Annotated in this window: 16 protein-coding genes; 12 read left to right on the forward strand and 4 right to left on the reverse strand. The window is 71.5% G+C overall.

Features of this window, described 5'->3' with window-relative positions:
• Positions 1-39 precede the first annotated feature (39 nt).
• The 3 genes from ABIA35_RS40550 (at position 40) to galT (ending at position 4,393) form a co-directional block, all read left to right on the forward strand.
• Entirely contained in the window at positions 40-1,977 is a 1,938-nt protein-coding gene (locus ABIA35_RS40550; protein WP_370361473.1) for a TIGR03960 family B12-binding radical SAM protein, read from the forward strand.
• 124 nt (positions 1,978-2,101) lie between these two features.
• Positions 2,102-3,340 (forward strand): galactokinase, encoded by a 1,239-nt coding sequence (galK, locus tag ABIA35_RS40555; RefSeq protein ID WP_370361474.1) that lies wholly within the window; start codon positions 2,102-2,104, stop codon positions 3,338-3,340.
• Between the two features lie 15 nt (positions 3,341-3,355).
• Positions 3,356-4,393: a galactose-1-phosphate uridylyltransferase gene (gene galT, locus ABIA35_RS40560; RefSeq protein WP_370345672.1), complete on the forward strand. Its 1,038-nt coding sequence runs from the start codon at positions 3,356-3,358 to the stop codon at positions 4,391-4,393.
• On the opposite strand, the gene ABIA35_RS40565 is transcribed toward galT, so the two are convergent.
• Positions 4,390-4,995, reverse strand: coding sequence for a helix-turn-helix domain-containing protein (locus ABIA35_RS40565; protein ID WP_370361475.1), 606 nt, complete (start codon positions 4,993-4,995; stop codon positions 4,390-4,392). The genes galT and ABIA35_RS40565 overlap by 4 nt on opposite strands.
• A gap of 124 nt (positions 4,996-5,119) precedes the next feature.
• On the opposite strand from ABIA35_RS40565, the gene ABIA35_RS40570 reads away from it, so the two are divergent.
• From ABIA35_RS40570 to proB, 8 genes are all read left to right on the forward strand, one after another.
• A complete protein-coding gene (locus ABIA35_RS40570) occupies positions 5,120-6,352 on the forward strand; it encodes a benzoate/H(+) symporter BenE family transporter (RefSeq protein ID WP_370345676.1) in 1,233 nt (410 codons plus the stop codon).
• Between the two features lie 104 nt (positions 6,353-6,456).
• Positions 6,457-8,379 (forward strand): cell wall-binding repeat-containing protein, encoded by a 1,923-nt coding sequence (locus ABIA35_RS40575; protein ID WP_370361476.1) that lies wholly within the window; start codon positions 6,457-6,459, stop codon positions 8,377-8,379.
• A 190-nt stretch (positions 8,380-8,569) separates the two neighbouring features.
• Positions 8,570-9,409, forward strand: coding sequence for a TIGR03936 family radical SAM-associated protein (locus ABIA35_RS40580; protein WP_370345759.1), 840 nt, complete (start codon positions 8,570-8,572; stop codon positions 9,407-9,409).
• Positions 9,410-9,663: 254 nt separating this feature from the next.
• On the forward strand, positions 9,664-13,725 hold the full coding sequence (locus tag ABIA35_RS40585; protein WP_370361477.1) for an Rne/Rng family ribonuclease: 4,062 nt from the start codon (positions 9,664-9,666) through the stop codon (positions 13,723-13,725).
• A 288-nt stretch (positions 13,726-14,013) separates the two neighbouring features.
• Entirely contained in the window at positions 14,014-14,334 is a 321-nt protein-coding gene (gene rplU, locus ABIA35_RS40590; protein WP_370345761.1) for a 50S ribosomal protein L21, read from the forward strand.
• Positions 14,335-14,348: 14 nt separating this feature from the next.
• A complete protein-coding gene (gene rpmA / locus ABIA35_RS40595) occupies positions 14,349-14,606 on the forward strand; it encodes a 50S ribosomal protein L27 (RefSeq protein WP_015795828.1) in 258 nt (85 codons plus the stop codon).
• Between the two features lie 103 nt (positions 14,607-14,709).
• Positions 14,710-16,212 carry a GTPase ObgE gene (gene obgE / locus ABIA35_RS40600; RefSeq protein WP_370345682.1) on the forward strand — a complete coding sequence of 501 codons (1,503 nt, stop codon included), beginning with the start codon at positions 14,710-14,712 and terminating at the stop codon, positions 16,210-16,212.
• 37 nt (positions 16,213-16,249) lie between these two features.
• Positions 16,250-17,377 carry a glutamate 5-kinase gene (gene proB / locus ABIA35_RS40605; RefSeq protein WP_370361478.1) on the forward strand — a complete coding sequence of 376 codons (1,128 nt, stop codon included), beginning with the start codon at positions 16,250-16,252 and terminating at the stop codon, positions 17,375-17,377.
• A 94-nt stretch (positions 17,378-17,471) separates the two neighbouring features.
• Here proB and ABIA35_RS40610 read toward each other — a convergent pair whose 3' ends face one another.
• The 3 genes from ABIA35_RS40610 to ABIA35_RS40620 form a co-directional block, all read right to left on the reverse strand.
• Positions 17,472-18,515: a hypothetical protein gene (locus tag ABIA35_RS40610; protein ID WP_370361479.1), complete on the reverse strand. Its 1,044-nt coding sequence runs from the start codon at positions 18,513-18,515 to the stop codon at positions 17,472-17,474.
• Complete coding sequence (locus ABIA35_RS40615) at positions 18,512-19,030, reverse strand: SigE family RNA polymerase sigma factor (RefSeq protein WP_370345688.1); 519 nt, start codon at positions 19,028-19,030, stop codon at positions 18,512-18,514. The genes ABIA35_RS40610 and ABIA35_RS40615 overlap by 4 nt, the downstream gene beginning before the upstream one ends.
• 170 nt (positions 19,031-19,200) lie before the next feature.
• The gene (locus tag ABIA35_RS40620) at positions 19,201-20,025 is read right to left on the reverse strand and encodes a MerR family transcriptional regulator (RefSeq protein ID WP_370361481.1); all 825 of its coding nucleotides are present in this window, start codon (positions 20,023-20,025) and stop codon (positions 19,201-19,203) included.
• A gap of 89 nt (positions 20,026-20,114) precedes the next feature.
• Here ABIA35_RS40620 and ABIA35_RS40625 point away from each other — a divergent pair, with 89 nt between their 5' ends.
• A complete protein-coding gene (locus ABIA35_RS40625; protein WP_370361482.1) occupies positions 20,115-20,510 on the forward strand; it encodes a hypothetical protein in 396 nt (131 codons plus the stop codon).
• Positions 20,511-20,560 lie beyond the last annotated feature (50 nt).

Here is a 20,560-nt window from a genome sequence, read left to right on the forward strand (position 1 = left end):
CCGCCACATCCCCCCGAAAGCCCGAGGACGAGTAATCCGATGCCAGTCGAATCCGTGTTCCCGCAGCTCGAAGCGGTCCTGCCGAGTGTGCAGAAGCCGATCCAGTACATCGGCGGCGAGCTCAACTCGACCGTCAAGGACTGGGACGCCTGCGACGTCCGCTGGGCCCTGATGTACCCCGACGCCTACGAGGTCGGACTGCCCAACCAGGGCGTCATGATCCTGTACGAAGTGCTCAACGAGCGCGAGGGCGTGCTGGCCGAGCGCACCTACTCGGTGTGGCCCGACATGGAGAAGGCGATGCGGGAGCAGAAGATCCCGCAGTTCACCGTGGACGCGCACCGGCCGGTGAAGGACTTCGACGTGTTCGGCCTGTCCTTCTCCACCGAGCTCGGCTACACGAACATGCTGAACGCGCTGGACCTGGCCGGGATCCCGCTGGAGGCGAAGGATCGGACCGAGGAGCACCCGATCGTGCTGGCCGGCGGGCACGCCGCGTTCAACCCCGAGCCCATCGCCGACTTCCTGGACGCCGCGGTGGTCGGCGACGGGGAGGGCGCGGTGCTGGCGATCACCGACCTCATCCGCGCCTGGAAGGCCGAGGGCCGCCCCGGCGGGCGCGAGGAGCTGCTGTTCCGCCTGGCCAAGACCGGCAACGTCTACGTGCCGCGGTTCTACGACGTCGAGTACCTGCCCGACGGCCGGATCCGCCGGGTCGCGCCGAACAAGCACGGCGTGCCCTTCCGCGTGGCCAAGCACACCGTCATGGACCTGGACGAGTGGCCCTACCCGAAGCAGCCGCTGGTCCCGCTGGCCGAGACCGTGCATGAGCGCATGTCGGTGGAGATCTTCCGCGGCTGCACCCGCGGCTGCCGCTTCTGCCAGGCCGGCATGATCACCCGGCCGGTCCGCGAGCGCTCCATCACCGGCATCGGCGAGATGGTCGAGGCGGGCCTGGCAGCCACCGGCTATGAGGAGGTCGGCCTGCTCTCGCTGTCCAGCGCCGACCACACCGAGATCGCCGACGTCGCCAAGGGCCTGGCCGACCGCTACGAGGGCACCAACACCTCGCTGTCCCTGCCCTCCACCCGGGTCGACGCCTTCAACATCGACCTGGCCAACGAGCTCTCGCGCAACGGCCGCCGCAGCGGCCTGACCTTCGCCCCGGAGGGCGGCAGCGAGCGCATGCGCAAGGTCATCAACAAGATGGTGACCGAGGAGGACCTGATCCGGACGGTCACCGCCGCCTACAGCGCCGGCTGGCGGCAGGTGAAGCTGTACTTCATGTGCGGTCTGCCCACCGAGACCGACGAGGACGTCCTGCAGATCGCCGACCTGGCCCGCAAGGTCATCAAGGCCGGCCGCGAGGCCTCCGGCACCCGCGACATCCGCTGCACGGTGTCCATCGGCGGGTTCGTGCCCAAGCCGCACACCCCCTTCCAGTGGGCCGCGCAGCTCGACGCCGAGACCACCGACGCCCGCCTGGTGAAGCTGCGCGACGCCATCCGCGCCGACAAGAACTACGGCAAGGCCATCGGCTTCCGCTACCACGACGGCAAGCCCGGCGTCATCGAGGGCCTGCTCTCGCGCGGCGACCGCCGGGTCGGCAAGGTGATCCGCGAGGTCTGGGAGCGCGGCGGCCGGTTCGACGGCTGGAGCGAGCACTTCTCCTACCAGCGCTGGGCCGAGTCTGCCGAGGCCGCGTTCGCTGACACCCCGGTCGACATGGGCTGGTACACCACCCGCGACCGCGAGTACAACGAGGTCCTGCCCTGGGACCACATCGACTCCGGCCTGGACCGGGACTGGCTGTGGGAGGACTGGCAGGACGCCCTGGAGGCGGCCGAGGGCGGCGGCGCCGAGGTCGAGGACTGCCGCTGGACGCCCTGTTACGACTGTGGCGTGTGCCCGCAGATGGGGACCGAGATCCAGGTGGGACCGACCGGGGTGAAGCTGCTGCCGCTGACTGTGGTCTGAACAACAATCCCCATGGCGTCACGCTTGTCGGGGCGATGATCTCACCGCTACTCTGACCTCACCAGATCCGAACAGAATCAAACGGATCACAACAGCTGGGGTGAGGGTGGCGGTGAGCCTCGACATGGGATCGGACACGTCGGCCGTGGACAGCGCGCGACGGGGATTCACCGGCCGGTTCGGCGGCGAGCCCGCCGGCGTGTGGGCCGCCCCGGGACGTGTGAACGTGATCGGCGAACACACCGACTACAACGACGGCTTCGTGCTGCCGATGGCCATCGACCGCGCCTGCTACGCGGCCGCCGCGCCGCGCGAGGACCGGATCCTGCGCGTGCACGCCGCGCAGCTCGACGACACGGTCGAGATCTCGCTCGACGCCCTCGTCGGCCCGGGCTCGGCGTCCGACACCCGCGACGCCTCGAATCCCGACATGGCGCCGCTGGCCGACCCGGCGGTATCCGGCTGGGCCGGCTACCCGGTCGGCGTCGCCTGGATCCTGCAGCAGGCCGGGTTCCCGGTCCGCGGCGCGGACATCTACCTCACCAGCACGGTGCCGGTCGGCTCCGGACTGTCCTCCTCCGCCGCGCTCGAGTGCGCGACCGCCCTCGCGCTGGCCGGGGTCTCGGAGTTCGAGCTCACCACCGCCGAACTCGCGCGGCACACCCAGCGCGCGGAGAACATCTACGCCGGCGTGCCCTGCGGCCCGCTGGACCAGATGTCCTCGGCGTTCGGCCAGGACGGCTCGGTGCTGTTCATCGACACCCGCAGCGGCGAAGTCCGGCCGCAGCCCTTCGACCTGGCCGCGCAGGACGCGCTGCTGCTGGTCATCGACACCCGCGTCTCGCACGCGCACGGCGAGAACGGCTACGCCGACCGCCGCTCCGCCTGCGAGCGCGCCGCGGAGTTCCTGGGTGTCCGGGCCCTGCGCGACGTCCCGCCGGCCGACCTGCCGGAGTCCTTCGCCAAGGTCTCCGTCGGCCTCGGCGAGACCTTCGCACGGCGCCTGCGGCACGTGGTCACCGAGGACGCGCGCGTCGAGCAGTTCGTCGAGATCCTGCACCAGGAACCCCTGTCCCTGCCGCGCCTCGGGCACCGCATGATGCAGTCCCACGCCTCCCTGCGCGACGACTACGAGGTCAGCGCCCCCGAACTCGACCTGGCCGTGAGCACCGCCGTCGCGGCCGGCGCGCACGGCGCGCGGATGACCGGCGGCGGCTTCGGCGGCAGCGCCATCGCGCTGGTCGACCGGGAGATCCTGGACGAGGTCCAGGACGCGATCCGCGCCGCCTTCGCAGAGCACGGATACACCGAGCCCCAGTTCTTCCCCGCCGTCGCCTCGGCCGGCGCGCACCGGATCGCCTGACGGAGACCTCGAACCATGGACCTCGATCTGACCAGGACCGTCACCAAGCTCTCGGACGGCAGGGAGCTGATCTACTACGACGAGACCCCCGGCCAGGACCGCTCCGCCGCCGACGAGCGCGATCTGCCGACCGTGTCCACCACCAGCGAACTGCGCCGCGACCCGCTCACCAACGAGATCACCGCGGTCGCCGGCCACCGCCAGGACCGCACCTTCCTGCCGGCCGCCGACCAGTGCCCCCTGGACCCCTCGCGCCCCGGCCACCTCAGCGAGATACCGGCCGCCGACTACGACGTGGCGGTCTTCGAGAACCGCTTCCCGTCCCTGGCCGGCGACACCGGCCGCTGCGAGGTCGTGGTCTTCAGCGCCGAGCACTCCGCCTCCTTCGGCGCCCTGCCGGTCTCCCGCATCCGCCACATCGTCGAGGTCTGGGCCGACCGCACCGCCGAACTGGCCGCCCGCCCCGGCGTCGAGTACGTGTACTGCTTCGAGAACCGCGGCGTCGAGGTCGGCGTCACCCTGCACCACCCGCACGGCCAGATCTACGCGTTCACCTTCGTCCCGCCCCGCATGCAGAAGATGCTGGACGTCGCCACCGCCTACCACGAGAGCACCGGCGGCTGCGTGGCCTGCGACAGCCTGGCCGAGGAGAAGGCCGACGGCTCCCGGATCATCACCGCCGGCGAGTACTTCACCGCCTACGTGCCCTACGCCGGGCGCTGGCCCTTCCAGGTGGACATAGTCCCGAACCGCCACGTGCCCGACCTCCCGGCGCTGACCGCCGGCGAGCGCGACGAACTGGCGGCGATCGGCAAGGAGTGCGTGCAGCGCCTGGACGCGCTGTTCGACGGCCCGATGCCGTACATCGGCTCGTGGTATCAGGCCCCTGTCACCGCCGGCCGCGCCGAGTCGCACCTGCGCTGGCAGCTCGCGGCGCTGCGGCGCGCGCCGGGCAAGCTGAAGTACCTGGCGGGGACCGAGTCCGGCGCGGGGGCCTTCATGAACGACATCCGGCCCGAGCGCGCGGCCGCGATGCTGCGGGGCGAGGACTAGCTGCTCCTCGGCGTGCGGATCAGCAGGCTGGCAAAGACGTCCTCCTCGCCGGTCACGCAGTAGGTGTGCGGCACGTCCGCCTTCCAGGAGACGTGCTCGCCGGGCCCGGCGTTGAGCAACGCGTCGGGCGGGCCCACTTCCGCGATCCCGCTGAAAACAGTGAGGTACTCGACCGTTCCCGGCGGATGCGCGGGGGAGAGCTGTTTGTAGCCGGGGCGGATGTGGAGACGGAAGAGCTCCGTGTCGATGTTGTTGCCGGCGTTGCCGGCGTTGCCAGCGCTGCCGTCGTTGTCGGCGTCGGAGAACGTCTCCAGGAGCGTGGCCGAGACCGCGGTCCCGTGGATCGTCTCCAGTGGTTTGTCGCCGCGTTGCTGGGGATCGGGGAGCAGCGCGCCGATGGGGACGCCGAGGCGGCCGGCGATCGCGTACAGGGTCTCGACCGTGGGGTTGCCGCGGGAGCCGTCCTCCAGCCCGGACAGGGTGGCCTTGCCCACGCCGGCGTCGCGCGCCAGGGCCGACAGGCTTACGTTTCGCTCGCGGCGCAGGCGCCGGATGCGGGCGCCGATTTGGGCGGCGAAGTCCGCTGTCGTGCCTTCTTCCACGGTCGCAACCTACACCGGATGCCGGGCCTGGTAGCTTGTTCCATATACGGAACAGGGGAGGTCCGTCGTGGCGGTGGAGCAGGCTTCTGGGACTATTGGGAATTCTGGGGCTTCTGAGAATTCTGTGGCTTCTGAGAATTCTGGGGCTTCGGGGGATTCGGCCGAGGGGCTGGGACCCACGTTCGGCGCGGGCGTCGTCACCGCGCTCGTCGGGTTCACGAGCTCGTTCGCCGTGGTCATCGCCGGACTGCGCGCGATCGGGGCCACGGAACGCCAGGCGGCGTCGGGACTGCTGGTGCTGAGCGTCTCGATGGGCATCGCAGGGATCGTATTCAGCGTCCGCCACCGGATGCCGATCAGCATCGCCTGGTCCACCCCCGGCGCGGCGCTGCTCGTGAGCATCGGCGCCGGCCGCGCACACGCCGGCCACGGAGGCGCGGGCGGCTACCGCGAAGCCCTCGGCGCGTTCGCGGTGGCGGGTCTGCTGACCGTGGTCACGGGCTTCTCCCGGACACTGACCCGCTGGATCGCGACCATCCCCGCCGCGATCTCGGCCGCGATGCTCGCCGGCGTCATCGCACCGATCTGCCTGGAATCGGCGCAGGCGGCGGTACACCTGCCGAAACTGGCCCTGCCGGCGATCGCGGTCTGGGTGGTCCTGGGCCGCTTCGCCAAGCGCTGGGCCACCCCGGCGGCCCTGGCCGCGGCGTTCATCGGCCTGGCCCTGGACCCCTCCACCCGCGGCCACCTGACCGGCGGCCTGCTCCCGACCCTGACGGCCACCACCCCGCGCCTGGACATCGGAACCCTGATAAGCCTCGCCCTCCCGCTGTACCTGGTGACGATGGCATCCCAGAACCTCGCGGGCATAGCGGTCATGCGCAGCTACGGCTACGAACCCCCGATCCGCGAAGTCCTGATGGGCACCGGCGCCGCCACCACCCTCGGCGCCCCCTTCGGCGGCATCGCCATCAACTTCGCCGCCATCACCGCCGCCCTGGCCGCCAGCCCCGACGCCCACCGCGACCCCCACCGCCGGTGGATCGCCGCCACGACGGCGGGGGCGCTGTACGTCGTCCTCGGCTTGGGCGCAGCGGCGGCGACGGCACTGCTGATCGCCGCGCCGCCACTGTTGATCGAAGGCGTCGCAGGCCTCGCCCTCCTCCCCGCCCTCGGCGGCGCATTGACCACGGCCCTGAGCGACACCCGCTACCGTGACCCGGCGACCGCGGCCTTCGTCACCACCGCATCGGGCATCACGGTCGCGGGCATCGGCGCGGCCTTCTGGGGCCTGCTGGTAGGCCTCGGCCTACTGGCCGCATCCCAGTTCAGACAGCACCAGATGAACAACGTGTGACCGAAGGCAATCACCACCTAGCACAGGGTGGACCCCAAGAGCCCTGATGGATAAGCTGGCACGTCGGATCTCAGGACCCAGATCTACCCAGGGGAGAAGTAAAGGTGTCCGCAAAGAAGCTCACGGCAGCCGCCGCGACAGCCCTTGCCGCAGCCACTTCTTTGGCGATGCCGGCTCATGCGAATGTCTCGCCGAAGACGTTCCCGGGGTTGAACGGGAAGCTGACTGTTTCCACTGGGGACAACCAGCTGCACTTCGTCAGCCAGGGCAGCACCACCGCCGAGAACATGCCTTCTTCGAAGGTCGTCGACGCCGAGTGGTCTCCGAACGCCAGCCGGGTCGCCTACGTCGACCAGAACGGCAGCGTGATCTCGGCTCGGTCTGACGGCAGCGACCCGATAGTCGTGGCCGCCAACGCGGGTGCGACGCATCCCACCTGGATGAACGGCGGCAGCTTCATCGTCTACGCGGCAGGCGGCAACCTCTACCAGGTTCCGAGCCTCGGCGGCACTGCTCCGGTGGTTCTCTCTGCGGGACACCAGTCGGGCGACCAGGACTCCGCACCCCAGGGCGGCGCGAATGGGGTGCTCGCCTTCCAGCGCATAGATGGCAAGAGCCACGTTTCCGGGGTCTGGATCTACAACGGCTATACCGGAGGCGCGGGGTTCGTTCTGAACACCGGCGGAGGCCGGAACCCCTCGCTCTCGCCGGACGCGCGCACGGTCACCTTCTCCATGCCGGACACCCAGTACCCGAACCCGGGTTTGCAGATCTTCACCATTGGCGTCGATGGCCAGAATCGCACGCAGCTGACCAATGACCAGGGCTCGAACGTCAAGAACGACCGCCCCGTGTGGTCGCCGGACGGCCGCACCATCGCCTACGCCAACGCCATCAACGGCGAGATCATGACCATCGCGCCGGTCAAGGGGGCGCCGGAGACCCCGATCAGCCCGCTCAACGGCCGCCTCAGCTGGCAGCCCGCGGCGAACATGCAGCAGCCGCCCTCCGCCGACAACCCGGTCAACCTCGTCGAGCGCCTCGACGGGGCCGACCGCATCGAGACCGCGGTGCAGATCTCGCACTGGTCGTGGGATGCGGTCGCGTCGAACCCGCCGGCTTCGCGGCAGGCTGACATCGCCGTCATCGCGCGTCAGGATGTGCCCGCCGACGCGCTCGCGGGTACCGCGCTGGCCCGGCAGCTCAAGGGTGGCAAGGGCCCGCTGCTGCTCACTGAGACCAGCGGCCTGGACCCGCGCACGCTCGCCGAGCTGAAGCGCACGCTGCGGCCGGGTTCGTACGTGTACGTGCTCGGGCAGACGCAGGCCATCTCCCAGCACACGTTCGACCAGATCGCCGCCGCTGGCTTCCGGCCGTCGCGTATCGGTGGGCAGGACCGGTTCGAGACGGCTGTCGACGTCGCCGAGACCATCGTGCCGACCTACACCCACGACCCGGTGACCCTGTTGGCCGCGACCGGTCTGGACTTCCCGGACGCGCTGGCGGCCGGTGCCGTGGCGGCGTCGCGGCCGAACACCGTCGTGGTTCTCACCAACGACAAGAAGATGCCGGCGGCGACGTTGAACTACCTCAACGCTTTTCCGCAGCGCACTGTCATCGGGGTCGGCGGCCAGGCCGTGACGGCCCTGAACTCGGTCCACATGGCGGCGACTTCGGCGGCCGGCAGCGACCGGTTCGTGACCGCCTCGCTTGTCGCGCGCAAGTTCTTCGGCGGGCCGCAGGTCGTCGGGATCGCGACCGGGTACAAGTTCCCGGACGCGTTGGCCGGTGGTGTGCTGGCCGGTTCGGTTGGCGGCCCGCTGCTGCTCACCGGTCCGACCGCGCTGCCGTCGGAGACAGCCGACTATCTGCGTGACGCCTCCGGCTCGGTCAACGACGTCATCATGTTCGGCGGTCCCGAGGTGCTCGACGAGGGCATCCAGAACCAGGTCGGCGACCTCATGGGCGATCCCAACTCGTGGGTCTACCAGGAGAACAACCCGGCCGCGCACACCGGTCCGAGGTAACCCTCTAGACACCCGCTTCTGCAAGGGCGACGACGCTTCCGGCGTCGTCGCCCTTTCGGCTACCCAGAGTTACCGCCCACCCGAACCGGCTATCCTGAGCAGTCACACAACCGCACCACCAACGCACCACCAACGCATCACCACCGCACCACAACCCGCCCCACCGAGGAGACCCGACCCCGTGGCCCGCATGCCCGACGGCCCGCCCCCGCCGCCGACCGTTCAGAAGCTCCGTATCCGCTACGCCAAGCGCGGGCGGCTTCGCTTCACCAGTCACCGTGACATTCAGCGTGCCTTCGAGCGTGCGTTGCGGCGGGCGCGGGTGCCGATGGCGTACTCGGCGGGGTTCACGCCGCATCCGAAGGTGTCGTGGGCCGGGGCGGCGCCGACCGGGGTGGCCAGTGAGGCCGAGTACGTCGAGATCGGGGTCACGCGGGCGCTGGTGCCCGCCGAGTTGGCCGCCGCTTTGGACGGGTCGCTGCCGGCTGACCTGGACATTCTGGAGGTCGTGGAGGCCGCGACGCCGAACCTGATGGAGCGGCTGGAGGCCTCCGTGTGGGAGATCCGGCTGCCGGGGGTGGCGCCGGAGGAGGCGGCCGCGGCGGTCGCCGCTTTCGACGCGGCGGGGGAGGTGCTGGTCGAGCGGATGACGAAGAACGGGGTGCGGACGTTCGACGCGCGGTCGGCCGTCGCCGGGATCCAGGCCGGGGCGGTGAGCTCGGACGACTCCGGGGGGCTCGGCGTTTCCGCTGGTCAGGGCGGTGTCGGCGAGGGTGACGGGCATGACGATCGACCCTGTGCGATACTGCGACTAGTCGTGCGGCACCTGACACCCGCCGTGCGGCCCGACGACGTCCTGACCGGACTCGGTCGTGTGGCAGGCCTGGTGCCGCCCGTCCCTCCCCAGGTGACGAGGCTGGCGCAGGGGCCGCTGCGGGACGGATCCGACGCGACGCCGACCAGTGTGAGCGTGGAGGCGCTGTCCGATCCCCTGGATCCGGACCGGGCCGCCGCGGGGTCGGCGGCTTAGGCGGTGACCGGCCGGTGACGTCGAGAGCAAGACCCAACCAGACTTCTCGTCAGGTCGGTGCCCGGCCCCTCTAACGCCGGGCTGCGCCGGACGGACGAGGTGAAGAGACAACAAACAGCCACCTGTGTGGCGCCGCAGAGCACCCGGATCTGTCAGGGATTCGCCGGCCGTGCCCATCGTCTGCCGTACCGGCAGCAAGGATGAGGGTCACCGCTTCGCGCGCGCCCGGGGGGCATGACGGGAGAACCGCCCGGATGCTCGACAACGAGCCCACCGGCGTCCCCGGCGAACAGCCGGACCAGACGTCAGACGCGCAGGACGCGGCCGCCACGGCCGCCACCAACGAAGGCGAGGCGCCCAAGCGCCAGCGTCGGCGGGCGGCCAGCCGCCCGGCCGGCCCGCCGCAGCCCCCGGAGCCGGGGTCGGAGACGGGGCCGCAGGCCTCGGGCTCGGACGCCGCCGCGGAGCCCGAGAGCAAGCCCAAGCGGGCTCGCAAGACGGCGGCCAAGAAGGTCGCCGCCCCAGAAAACGCCCCAGAAAACGCCCCAGAGGCAGCGCCGGAGCCGGAGACGGCCGAGGCCGGGGAGAGCACGCCCGCTGCCAAGAAGACCGCGCGGACCCGGACCCGGAAGAAGGCCGCCGAGGCCGAGCCGGCCGCGTCGGCTGAGACGACTGAGACGGCTGAGATGTCCGACAGCGCGCCCGCCGGAAAGTCGGCAGGTGGCGCCGCTGAGCAGCCCGCTGCCGAGCAGGCCGCGTCGGAGGAGTCCGACGCGGCCGCGAAGGGCGCGCGCACGCGCACCCGGCGCCGCGCCACCTCGCCCGGTACCGTCGCCGAGCAGGCTTCGAGCGGTGGCACGGAAGCGAACGCCGAGGAGGCCGCGCAGAGCGGCCGCACCGGCACCGCCAAGCGCACCCGCGCCGCCGCGGCCGACCGTGAGCAGGCGACAGCCGGCGCCGAGGCCGCCTCGGCCCAGAGCAGCACCGGTAAGAGCGGTACCGCCAAGAGCGACACCGCCAAGGGCGACGCGGCCAGCCAGGCCGACACCGCCCAGGCCGAGACCGCCGCCCAGGCCGAATCCGCCCCCGCGGCGCGCACCCGCACCCGCCGCCGTGCCACCTCGGCCGGTACCGCCGCCGAGCAGGGCGGCGCGGCCGAGAGCGCGGCCGCCCCGCAGGGCGCCGACACCGCCAAGACCGCCGCCAAGGCTGCGGACAAGAACGCGGACAAGACCGCGGATAAGGCGAGCGACCAGCCCGCCGACTCCGCCTCCCGCCCGGCCGGCCTCGCCTCGCCGTTCGCGAACCCGTTCGCGGCGCCGCAGCTCCCGGCCAAGACGGCCAAGGCCGCGCAGGCCCAGGAGGCTCCGGCCGAGGCGCCCGCCAAGTCCGAGACCAAGGCTGAGACCAAGTCCGAGACCAGGGCTGAGTCCCAGGCCGAGGCCACCGACGCCGCCGCCTCCGACACCGAGTCGGACGCCAAGCCCAAGCGCACCCGCCGCCGTGCCGCCTCCGCTCCGGCGGGTCCGCCGCGCGCGCAGGACCAGGCCGCCGAGTCCAAGCAGGACCGGCAGGACCGGCAGGACAAGCAGGACAAGCCGGACCGCCAGGACCGCCAGGACCGGCAGGAAAAGCCGGGCCGGCAGGACCGCCAGGGCAAGGCCGCCCAGCGGCGCTCCGCCCAGGAGTCCGCCGCCGAGGCCGCCACGACCGCCGAGAGCCTGGAGAGCGCCGAGGCCCTGGAGGCCGTCGACCTCGAGAGCCTCTCCCCGGCCGAGCGGGCCCGCGCGATCATCGCCGCGCGCGCCGCCGCGCCGGCCGCCGGCGTCCTGTTCCAGGCGCCCGACCTGGCCACCGCCGCCGCGCAGAAGGCCGCCGCCAAGGCCGCCAAGTCCGAGGCGACCGAGACCGAGGCTGAAGCCGAGACTGAGGCGGAAGCCGAGGCCGAGGCCGAGCAGGCCCCGACCCGCCGCACCCGGACCCGCAACCGCAACCGCAATCGCGCGGAGCAGGCCGAGTCCGCGCCCGAGGGCGCCGAGGCAGAAGCCGAGGACGAGGGCGACGAGGACGAGGAGGGCGGCGGCTCCTCCAGCCGCCGTCGCCGCCGTCGCCGCCGCCGGGCCGGCGGGGAGTCCATGGAGCCCGGTCCGGACGACCCGCCGAACACCGTGGTCAAGGTCCGCGAGTCCCGGGTGCGCAGCCGGGACCGCAAGGGCGGCCTGGTCTCCGACGACGACGTGCAGGGCGTGCGCGGCTCGACCCGCCTGGAGGCCAAGAAGCAGCGCCGCCGCGAGGGCCGGGACACCGGCCGCCGCCGTGCGCCGCTGATCACCGAGGCCGAGTTCCTCGCGCGGCGCGAGAGCGTCGAGCGGGTCATGGTGGTGCGCCAGAGCGGCGACCGGACCCAGATCGGCGTGCTGGAGGACGGTGTGCTCGTCGAGCACTACGTCAACCGCGCGCAGTCCGCGTCCTACGTCGGCAACGTGTACCTGGGCAAGGTGCAGAACGTGCTGCCCTCGATGGAGGCGGCGTTCGTCGACATCGGCAAGGGCCGCAACGCCGTGCTGTACGCCGGCGAGGTCAACTTCGACGCGGCCGGCATCACCGGCCACGCCAAGCGCATCGAGAGCGTGCTCAAGAGCGGCCAGGCGGTCCTGACCCAGGTCACCAAGGACCCGATCGGCCACAAGGGCGCCCGGCTGACCAGCCAGATCTCGCTGCCCGGCCGCTATCTGGTCTACGTGCCCGAGGGCACCATGACCGGGATCAGCCGCAAGCTGCCGGAGAACGAGCGCAACCGCCTCAAGGCCATCTTGAAGGCGGTCGTGCCCGAGCACGCCGGGGTCATCGTGCGCACCGCCGCCGAGGGCGCCACCGAGGACGAGCTGCGCCGCGACGTGGAGCGGCTGTCCGCGCAGTGGGAGGAGATCCAGCGCAAGGCGAAGTCCTCCGCGAGCTCGGCGCCGACGCTGCTCTACGGCGAGCCGGACCTGACCGTGCGCGTGGTGCGCGACATCTTCAACGAGGACTTCAGCAAGCTGATCGTCTCCGGCGACCAGGCCTGGGACACCATCCGCGAGTACGTCGGCGGGGTGGCCCCGGACCTGGCCCCGCGCCTGGAGCGCTGGACCTCCGAGCAGGACGTCTTCGCCGTGCACCGGGTCGACGAGCAGCTGGCCAAGGGGCTGGACCGCAAGGTCTGGCTGCCCTCCGGCGGCTCGCTGGTCATCGACCGCACCGAGGCGATGGTCGTGATCGACGTCAACACCGGCAAGTTCACCGGCTCCGGGGGCAACCTGGAGGAGACGGTCACCCGCAACAACATCGAGGCGGCCGAGGAGATCGTCCGCCAGCTGCGGCTGCGCGACCTCGGCGGCATCATCGTGATCGACTTCATCGACATGGTCCTGGAGTCCAACCGCGACCTGGTGATGCGCCGCCTGCTGGAGTGCCTGGGCCGGGACCGGACCAAGCACCAGGTGGCCGAGGTCACATCGCTGGGCCTGATCCAGATGACCCGCAAGCGGGTGGGCCAGGGCCTGCTGGAGGCCTTCTCCGAGACCTGCGACAAGTGCAACGGCCGCGGCGTGCTGGTCCACATGGAGCCGGTGCCGGTCGGCCACGGCCACAGCCACGAGGACGCCGAGCGCGACGGCCGTTCGGCGGCGGGCAAGGGCGGCGGCAAGCAGGGCGAGTCCCGCGCCGACGGCGCCCAGGGCGCCGAGCAGGACGACCACGAGGGCGGCCGCAACCGGCGCAAGCGGCGCAAGTCGCACGGCCACGCCGACCGCCAGCAGCACTTCGACCCGCAGTACGACGTCGACGGCGTCCCGGATGACTTCCAGGACTTCGCCGACGGCGAGCACGCGCAGGCCGGTCCGGTCACCGTGACCAAGGTGGCGCGGGTGGCCGCGGCCGACGGCGCCGGGGACGAGGAGGCCGCCGAGCTGTCCGAGACCAGCGAGGTCGAGCACATCCCGAGCCACGAGCACGTGGTGGCCCCGGTCGTGACCTCCGGCGACGTGGTCGCCGCCGAGGAGGCCGACGTCACCGAGCGGCTGGCCACCGGCGACGCGCAGGCGCACACCGTGTACGCCCCGCACGCCGGCGGCGACGCCAGCGCCGCGGTGGCGGACCGCGAGGAGACCGAGGCGGAGGCGTCCGGGCAGACCGGCACCGTCGCCGTGGCGGTCGCCACGGAGCCGGCGGAGGCGGCCGAGACCGCCGAGGCGGCCGGGGAGGCTCCGAAGCGGCGTGGCCTGCGGGTCCGTCGCGCGGCCAAGCGTCCTGCCGGCCCGCCGGCGGCGCACAACTGACCGGCAGGTCCGGCCGGGCGCCTGCGCCCGGCCGGACCCGCCGGGGCCTCAGTTTGACCCGCAGGCGCGGACTTCCGTACCCTTGAGCTTCGGCATGCGATACGCGTGCCCGGCATCCGCAGGGCCCCTGCGCAAGCAGACGCGGCCCGGATGATGATCGGCTCGATGGGTCGTCAGTCCGTACCTCGCAAGAAGTGCCGGACGCTCGTGACCAGCTGCTGAGTTGGTCGTGAGTAAGGCAGTAGACCTGATCGACCCACAGTCGACGAGAAGAGAGTGAGTTTCGCGGTGTACGCGATCGTCAAGAGCGGCGGACGGCAGCACAAGGTGGCTGTCGGCGATGTCGTCGAGGTGGACCGCCTGCCCAAGGTCCCGGCCGGCCAGGAAGTGGAACTCTCCGCGATCCTGCTCGTCGACGGCGACGCCGTCACCTCCGACCCGTGGGTCCTGGAGGGCGTGAAGGTCAAGGCCGAGGTGGTCGAGGAGACCAAGGGTCCGAAGATCCACATCCTCAAGTACCGCAACAAGACCGGTTACCGCGTGCGTCAGGGCCACCGCCAGAAGCACACCCAGATCAGGATCACCGCCATCGACGGCGGCAAGAAGTAAAGGGCGGCTGAGACATGGCACACAAGAAGGGCGCATCGTCCTCCAAGAACGGCCGCGATTCCAACGCCCAGCGCCTCGGCGTGAAGCGCTTCGGCGGCCAGAACGTCAACGCCGGCGAGATCATCATCCGCCAGCGCGGCACCCACTTCCACCCCGGCCTGAACATGGGCCGCGGCAAGGACGACACCCTGTTCGCGCTGGCCGCGGGCAAGGTGGAGTTCGGCACGCTGCGCGGTCGCCGCGTCATCTCGATCGTTCCGGCGGCTGAGTAGCCACCGCCTGGCACGACACTGCTTGAGGGAAGCGGGCCGGGGAGATCCCCGGCCCGCTTCTTCGTGTTGTAGGACCCATACGCAACGTTAGGAGGCGCTGACCATGGCGACATTCGTCGATCGTGTGAAGCTGCACGTCACGGCCGGGAACGGCGGCCATGGCTGCGCCTCGGTCAGGCGCGAGAAGTTCAAGCCGCTGGGCGGCCCCGACGGCGCCAACGGCGGCCGCGGCGGGGACATCGTGCTGGTGGTGGACCCGAACACGAACTCGCTGCTGGACTACCACTTCTCCCCGCACCGCAAGGCCGGCAACGGCAAGCCCGGCGGCGGCGACTTCCAGACCGGCTCCAACGGCGCCGACCTGGTGCTGCCGGTGCCCTCCGGCACCGTGGTCAAGGACTCCTCCGGCGAGGTGGTCGCGGACCTGGTCGGCGGCGGCACCCGCTTCGTCGTCGCGCAAGGCGGAGTCGGGGGCCTGGGCAACGCGGCGCTGGCCACCTCCAAGCGCAAGGCCCCCGGCTTCGCGCTGCTCGGCGAGCCCGGCGACGACGGCGAGTTCACCCTGGAGCTGAAGTCGGTCGCCGACGTCGCCCTCGTGGGATACCCCAGCGCCGGCAAGTCCTCGCTGATCGCGGCGATGTCCGCGGCCAAGCCGAAGATCGCCGACTACCCGTTCACCACCCTGGTTCCGAACCTGGGCGTGGTCAGCGCCGGGGAGTCGGTCTACACCATCGCCGACGTGCCCGGCCTGATCCCCGGCGCCTCCGACGGCAAGGGCCTGGGCCACGAGTTCCTGCGGCACATCGAGCGCTGCGCGGTGCTGGTGCACGTCCTGGACTGCGCCACGCTGGAGAGCGACCGCGACCCGATCTCCGACCTGGACGTCATCGAGGCCGAACTGCGCGCCTACGAGGCCTCCCGCGACGAGAGCGAGTGGGGCATGTACGGCAAGCTGTCCGAGCGGCCGCGCCTGGTCGTGCTGAACAAGACCGACATCCCCGAGGGCAAGGACCTGGCCGACATCGTGCGGCCGGAGCTGGAATCCCGCGGGCTGGCCGTGTACGAGGTCTCCGCGGTGTCCCGCGCGGGCCTGCGCGAGCTGTCCTTCGTGCTGGCGAAGATCGTCGAGGAGGCGCGGGCGAACCGCGTCGAGCCGGAGCCCGAGCGCATCGTCATCCGCCCGAGGGCGGTCGACGAGATCGGCTTCACCATCGCCTACGACGCCGACGAGGACGCCTACTTCGTGCGGGGCGACAAGCCCGAGCGCTGGGTGCGCCAGACCGACTTCAACAACGAGGAGGCCGTCGGCTACCTCGCGGACCGGCTCAACAAGCTCGGCGTCGAGAACCAGCTGGTCAAGATGGGCGCCAACGAGGGCGACACCGTGGTCATCGGCGACGGCCCGCGGGCCGTGGTCTTCGACTGGCAGCCCTCGATCCCCACCGGCGCGCTGGGCGTCACCGCCACCGGCGGCCGCCGCGGCGAGGACCCCCGCCTGCACCTGCACGAGGAGCGGCCCACATCGCGAGACGCCGAGTATCGCAAGGCGCACCGGCGTCGCGCGGATGGGACAATCGACCTGTTCGCCCCCGGGGACGACGAGTAGCCCGCGGGAAACGCGAGAGTAAGGGTTCTGAGCGACCGTGACCGGCCAACTGCGTGAAGAGGTGTCCGCCGCGAGGCGGATCGTGGTCAAGGTCGGCTCCTCCTCGCTGACCACCGCTGTCGGCGGCCTGTCCGGCGAGCGTGTCGACGCGCTCGTCGACGCGCTGGCCGCACGGCTCGGCGTCCCGGGCACGCAGCTGGTGCTGGTCTCCTCCGGCGCCATCGCCGCGGGCCTGGCGCCGCTGGCCCTGCGCAAGCGGCCCAAGGACCTGCCCACCCAGCAGGCCGCGGCCTCGGTCGGCCAGGGCCTGCTGGTCGGGCGCTACACCGCCTCCTTCGCGCGCTACGGCCGCACCGTCGGCCAGGTCCTGCTCACGGTCGACGACACCACCCGGCGCTCGCACTACCGCAACGCGCACCAGACGATGGCGCGCCTGCTGGACATGAACGTCGTGCCGATCGTGAACGAGAACGACACGGTCGCCACGCACGAGATCCGCTTCGGCGACAACGACCGGCTCGCGGCCCTGGTGGCCCACCTGGTGCACGCCGACCTGCTGGTGCTGCTGTCCGACGTGGACGCGCTCTACGACGGCGACCCGGCCAAGCCGGGCACCTCGCAGGTCGCCGACGTGCGCGGGCCGCAGGACCTGGCCGGGATCGCCATCGGCGGCGCCGGCAAGGCCGGGGTCGGTACCGGCGGCATGGCCACGAAGGTCGAGGCCGCGAGGATCGCGACCGAGGCCGGGATCCCCGTCGTGCTGACCTCTGCGGCGCACGCGGCGCGCGCACTGCGCGGCGAGATGGTCGGCACCCTGTTCCACCGGACCGGCTCGCGCACGCCGACCCGGCTGCTGTGGCTGGCTCACGCCGCCGACACGCGCGGGTCGCTGCGCCTGGACCCCGGCGCGGTGCGCGCGGTGGTCGAGCGGCGGCTGTCGCTGCTGCCGGCCGGCGTGACCGGCGTCGAAGGGTCCTTCAACGCCGGCGACCCGGTGGACCTGGTCGACGACTCCGGGACCGCCGTCGCGCGCGGCCTGGTGAACTACGACGCGAGCGAGCTGCCCGAGCTGCTGGGGCGCTCGACCCGGGAGCTGGCGGCGGCGCTGGGTCCGCAGTATGAGCGGGAGCTGGTGCACCGGGACGACTTGGTCGTGCTGCGGTAGGCGTTGACGAGTACTGATAGAGCATGACGGAGCCGGGATGCCTGTGTGGCGTCCCAGCTCCGTCTTCTTTGCAGAACTTGCGCAACGTGCGGAATCAGTGGATGACGTCCGTCGTCCAGGCCGCCGGGTCGGTGCCCAGGGAGGTGACCCGGTCCAGCAGGGCCTGCGGGCCGCCGATCGCGGTCAGCGCGGCGGGATCGGTCTTGGGGGAGAAGACGCAGACGGTCAGCCCCTTCGAGTCCTTGCAGACGCCCTTGCTGTTCGCGCCGGGCACTGTCGAGTTCTTCCCACTGCCGGTGGTGAACACGTTGATGGCCACGATGTCTTCGACGGGCTTGTCCGCCGAGCCCAGGCGGTACATGAGGTCGCCGGTGGTGACACCGTCCTTGCGCAGGACACTGCCTCCCCGGAACACGAAGCTCTGAGGGAGAGCCCCGGCGAGCTGGATGGGCATCGGTACCGAGCGGTCCTTCCGGACCAGACCGGCTGCGCTTCGGAGCACCTGCTCCTTCCAGTCCGCGCGATCTTCGATGTTGTTGGCGTCGATCTGCATCCACTGGCCGCTCTTCAACCGCAGGGCCAGCGTGGCCATTTCGCCGCCTTCGCCGTTGCTCTGCACGACTCGGCCCTTTCCGTAGCCCAACCAGTAGGCCGTGGTCGCCCCCGGGACCTTCACCGAGACCTTCTCGACCGGGCCGTCGCCGCGGGGGTCGCCGTCGATCAGGATGGGGGCTTCCATGGGGACGAGGTCCAGCTGGAAGCGCCCGCTCTCGGATTCCAACATCGTGCTCATCTGCACGTCGGTCGGGTCGACGCCGCCGTACGCGACCATCCCCGACGGGACGTAGCCGAACTGGAAGTGGGTGACCACCGGGTCGTGCGGGTCCACCACGTAGGTGCTCGACGCGGCTGAGTCCGTGCCGTCGCCGTCGCCGCTCTGCACCCCGCTCCCCATGCCCGCCAGCGTCCCGACCGCGAGCGCGCTCGCCGCCAGGACCGCGGTCCCCGCGCCGAGGGTCGCGATGCGCCGCCGGAACAGACTGCGCTGCCCCTCGTGCAGCACGCTCTCGACGTCCATCACGGGCGGCTGGTCGGAATCCGCCATGGTGTGCAGGGCCGTGGCCAAGTCGTCGGTCATCGTGTGATCCCTTCGAGTTCGATCGCCGACGCGGGTGACAACAGCACCCGCAGATGGGCCAGCGCCCGGGCCGTCTGGCTCTTGACGGTTCCGGTGGAGCACCCGAGTACGTCCGCGGCTTCCTCGACCGACAGGTCGCAGTAGTAGCGCAGCACTACGGTCGCCCGCTGCCGCGGCGCCAGCTGCGCCAGCGCACCGCGCAGGTCGAGGGAGGCGTCGGCGTCGAGTGCCGGCGCCTCCCGGTCGACCGTGCCGCGGTGCAGGAAGGTGAAGCGGGACCAGGCGGTCTGCTTCTCGTCGAGGTAGGCGTTGACCAGGATGCGGCGCGCGTAGGCGTCGATGTTCTCGACGCGGGAAGCGCGGTTCCAGTGCCGGTACAGCCGCACCGCCGCCGTCTGCGCCAGGTCGTCGGCCCGGTGCCAATCGCCGCACAGCAGGAAGCCGACCCGGGTCAACCATGCTGATCGGGCCCTGAGATATTCGGTGAACTCCGCGTCCCGGTCGGATCTGGCCATCGGCCCGCCCTCCTTGCGTGTCTCGCCGGCCGGCACATGCGGCCCGGGTGGTGGCGGGGCCGTGGCCCCGCTCGCTGACACCCACCCGACTGGGACGGCTGAGGGTTCGGTTGCATCGGTGGCGGTGCTTTTTCTTGCGGGGGCGCGGTGGCCTCAGGCCCCCACCGACCTCAGGCCCCTACGCGGAACACCGGCCAGCACACCTCGGTCCGCCAGCGGCCCACCTCGGGGGTGTCCCGCTGCCCGACGAGGTAGTACTCGCGGATCGGCCCCTGCACCGCCAGCGCGTGGCGCTCGACGTACGCCGCCAGCGCGCCGTAGGCGCGGTCGGACTCGATCGGCGGCCCGGCGTGCTCGATGACCGCGAACTCGGCGGCCGGGACCTCGGTGGGCCGCACCCGACCCAGCGGGCGTACCGGACCTTCGCAGGGGACGAAGATGGTCGTCTCGCCGTGGTGCTCGGTGAACACGGCGTCGGTGAACAGCCCGCCGGCCGGCCCGGTCTGCGCCAGCCCCTGGCCCGCGACGGAGGCGTACAGCTCGCCCAGCGCACCCTGCATCCACGCCGCGCCGTCCGCCATCGCCACGGTCTCGGTGATCGCCGCCGCGGGCACGGCCGGCATCGCGCGCAGCGTGATGTCCGGCGCGGCGTCGGCCTCGCCGGGCGCCAGCAGATCGCGCAACGAGGCCACGGCCCGCTGCGTGCGCCCCAGCTCCGCCTCCAGCCGGTCCAGATGCGCGGCGATGTGCCGGTTGCGGGTGTCCACATCAGGCGCGGCCATCACCGTCCGGATCTCCTCCAGCGGCATACCCAGCTCCCGAAAGCGCCGGATGACCTGAGCGGCGGGAATCTGCCCGGTGGTGTAGCGGCGGTAGCCGCTGGCCGGGTCGATGTCGGCCGGCTCCAGCAGCCCGACGTCGTGGTAGTGGCGCAGCGTCTTGACGGTCAGATGCGTGGCGCGCGAGAAGTCGCCGATGGAGAGGAACGGTCCCATGCCTCGATTCTGAGCCCTCCCCCTACCGGAGAGTCCCGCCGCTCCGGCCCCTTGACCCTCCCGCGACCGGCGAACCCAGAGTCATGGCCATGACGAACACCATTGAGATCTCGCCCATCGTCGACAACTACATCGCCGTCTGGGGCATCGCCGACCCCGCCGAGCGCGCCAAGGCCGTCGCGGAACTGTGGACCGGCCACGGCATCGAATACGTCGAAGGCAACCAGTACGTCGGCCACACCGCCCTCACCGAACGCGTCGCCGAGGCCCACGAAGCCTTCGTCGCCAACGCCACGTACACCGCCTCCGGCGGCGACGACGCAACCGTCCACGGCGACATCGTCAGCTTCACCATCCGCCTGGACCACGCACAGGGCGAGGACGCCGGGGAGACCGCCTGGTCGGCGCGAGTGTTCCTGGTGCTGGACGAGGACGGCCGGGTGCGGGAGGACTACCAGCTGACGGTGAAGCCGCTGGCCGCCTAGCCGCCGTGGGGTCCGGCGTGGGCGTCTCGACAGGCGAAATCCCCGTTGAG

Source organism: Catenulispora sp. MAP12-49 (assembly GCF_041262705.1).
Lineage (GTDB): Bacteria > Actinomycetota > Actinomycetes > Streptomycetales > Catenulisporaceae > Catenulispora.

Bases quoted from the DNA above. Each gene is read 5' to 3' on its own strand.
- ABIA35_RS40610 (WP_370361479.1), bottom strand. From the start codon at position 18,515: ATGACCGACGACTTGGCCACGGCCCTGCACACCATGGCGGATTCCGAC.
- ABIA35_RS40615 (WP_370345688.1), bottom strand. From the start codon at position 19,030: ATGGCCAGATCCGACCGGGACGCGGAGTTCACCGAATATCTCAGGGCC.
- ABIA35_RS40585 (WP_370361477.1), top strand. From the start codon at position 9,664: ATGCTCGACAACGAGCCCACCGGCGTCCCCGGCGAACAGCCGGACCAG.
- ABIA35_RS40625 (WP_370361482.1), top strand. From the start codon at position 20,115: ATGACGAACACCATTGAGATCTCGCCCATCGTCGACAACTACATCGCC.
- ABIA35_RS40620 (WP_370361481.1), bottom strand. From the start codon at position 20,025: ATGGGACCGTTCCTCTCCATCGGCGACTTCTCGCGCGCCACGCATCTG.
- ABIA35_RS40550 (WP_370361473.1), top strand. From the start codon at position 40: ATGCCAGTCGAATCCGTGTTCCCGCAGCTCGAAGCGGTCCTGCCGAGT.
- obgE (WP_370345682.1), top strand. From the start codon at position 14,710: ATGGCGACATTCGTCGATCGTGTGAAGCTGCACGTCACGGCCGGGAAC.
- galT (WP_370345672.1), top strand. From the start codon at position 3,356: ATGGACCTCGATCTGACCAGGACCGTCACCAAGCTCTCGGACGGCAGG.
- rpmA (WP_015795828.1), top strand. From the start codon at position 14,349: ATGGCACACAAGAAGGGCGCATCGTCCTCCAAGAACGGCCGCGATTCC.
- ABIA35_RS40580 (WP_370345759.1), top strand. From the start codon at position 8,570: ATGCCCGACGGCCCGCCCCCGCCGCCGACCGTTCAGAAGCTCCGTATC.
- galK (WP_370361474.1), top strand. From the start codon at position 2,102: ATGGGATCGGACACGTCGGCCGTGGACAGCGCGCGACGGGGATTCACC.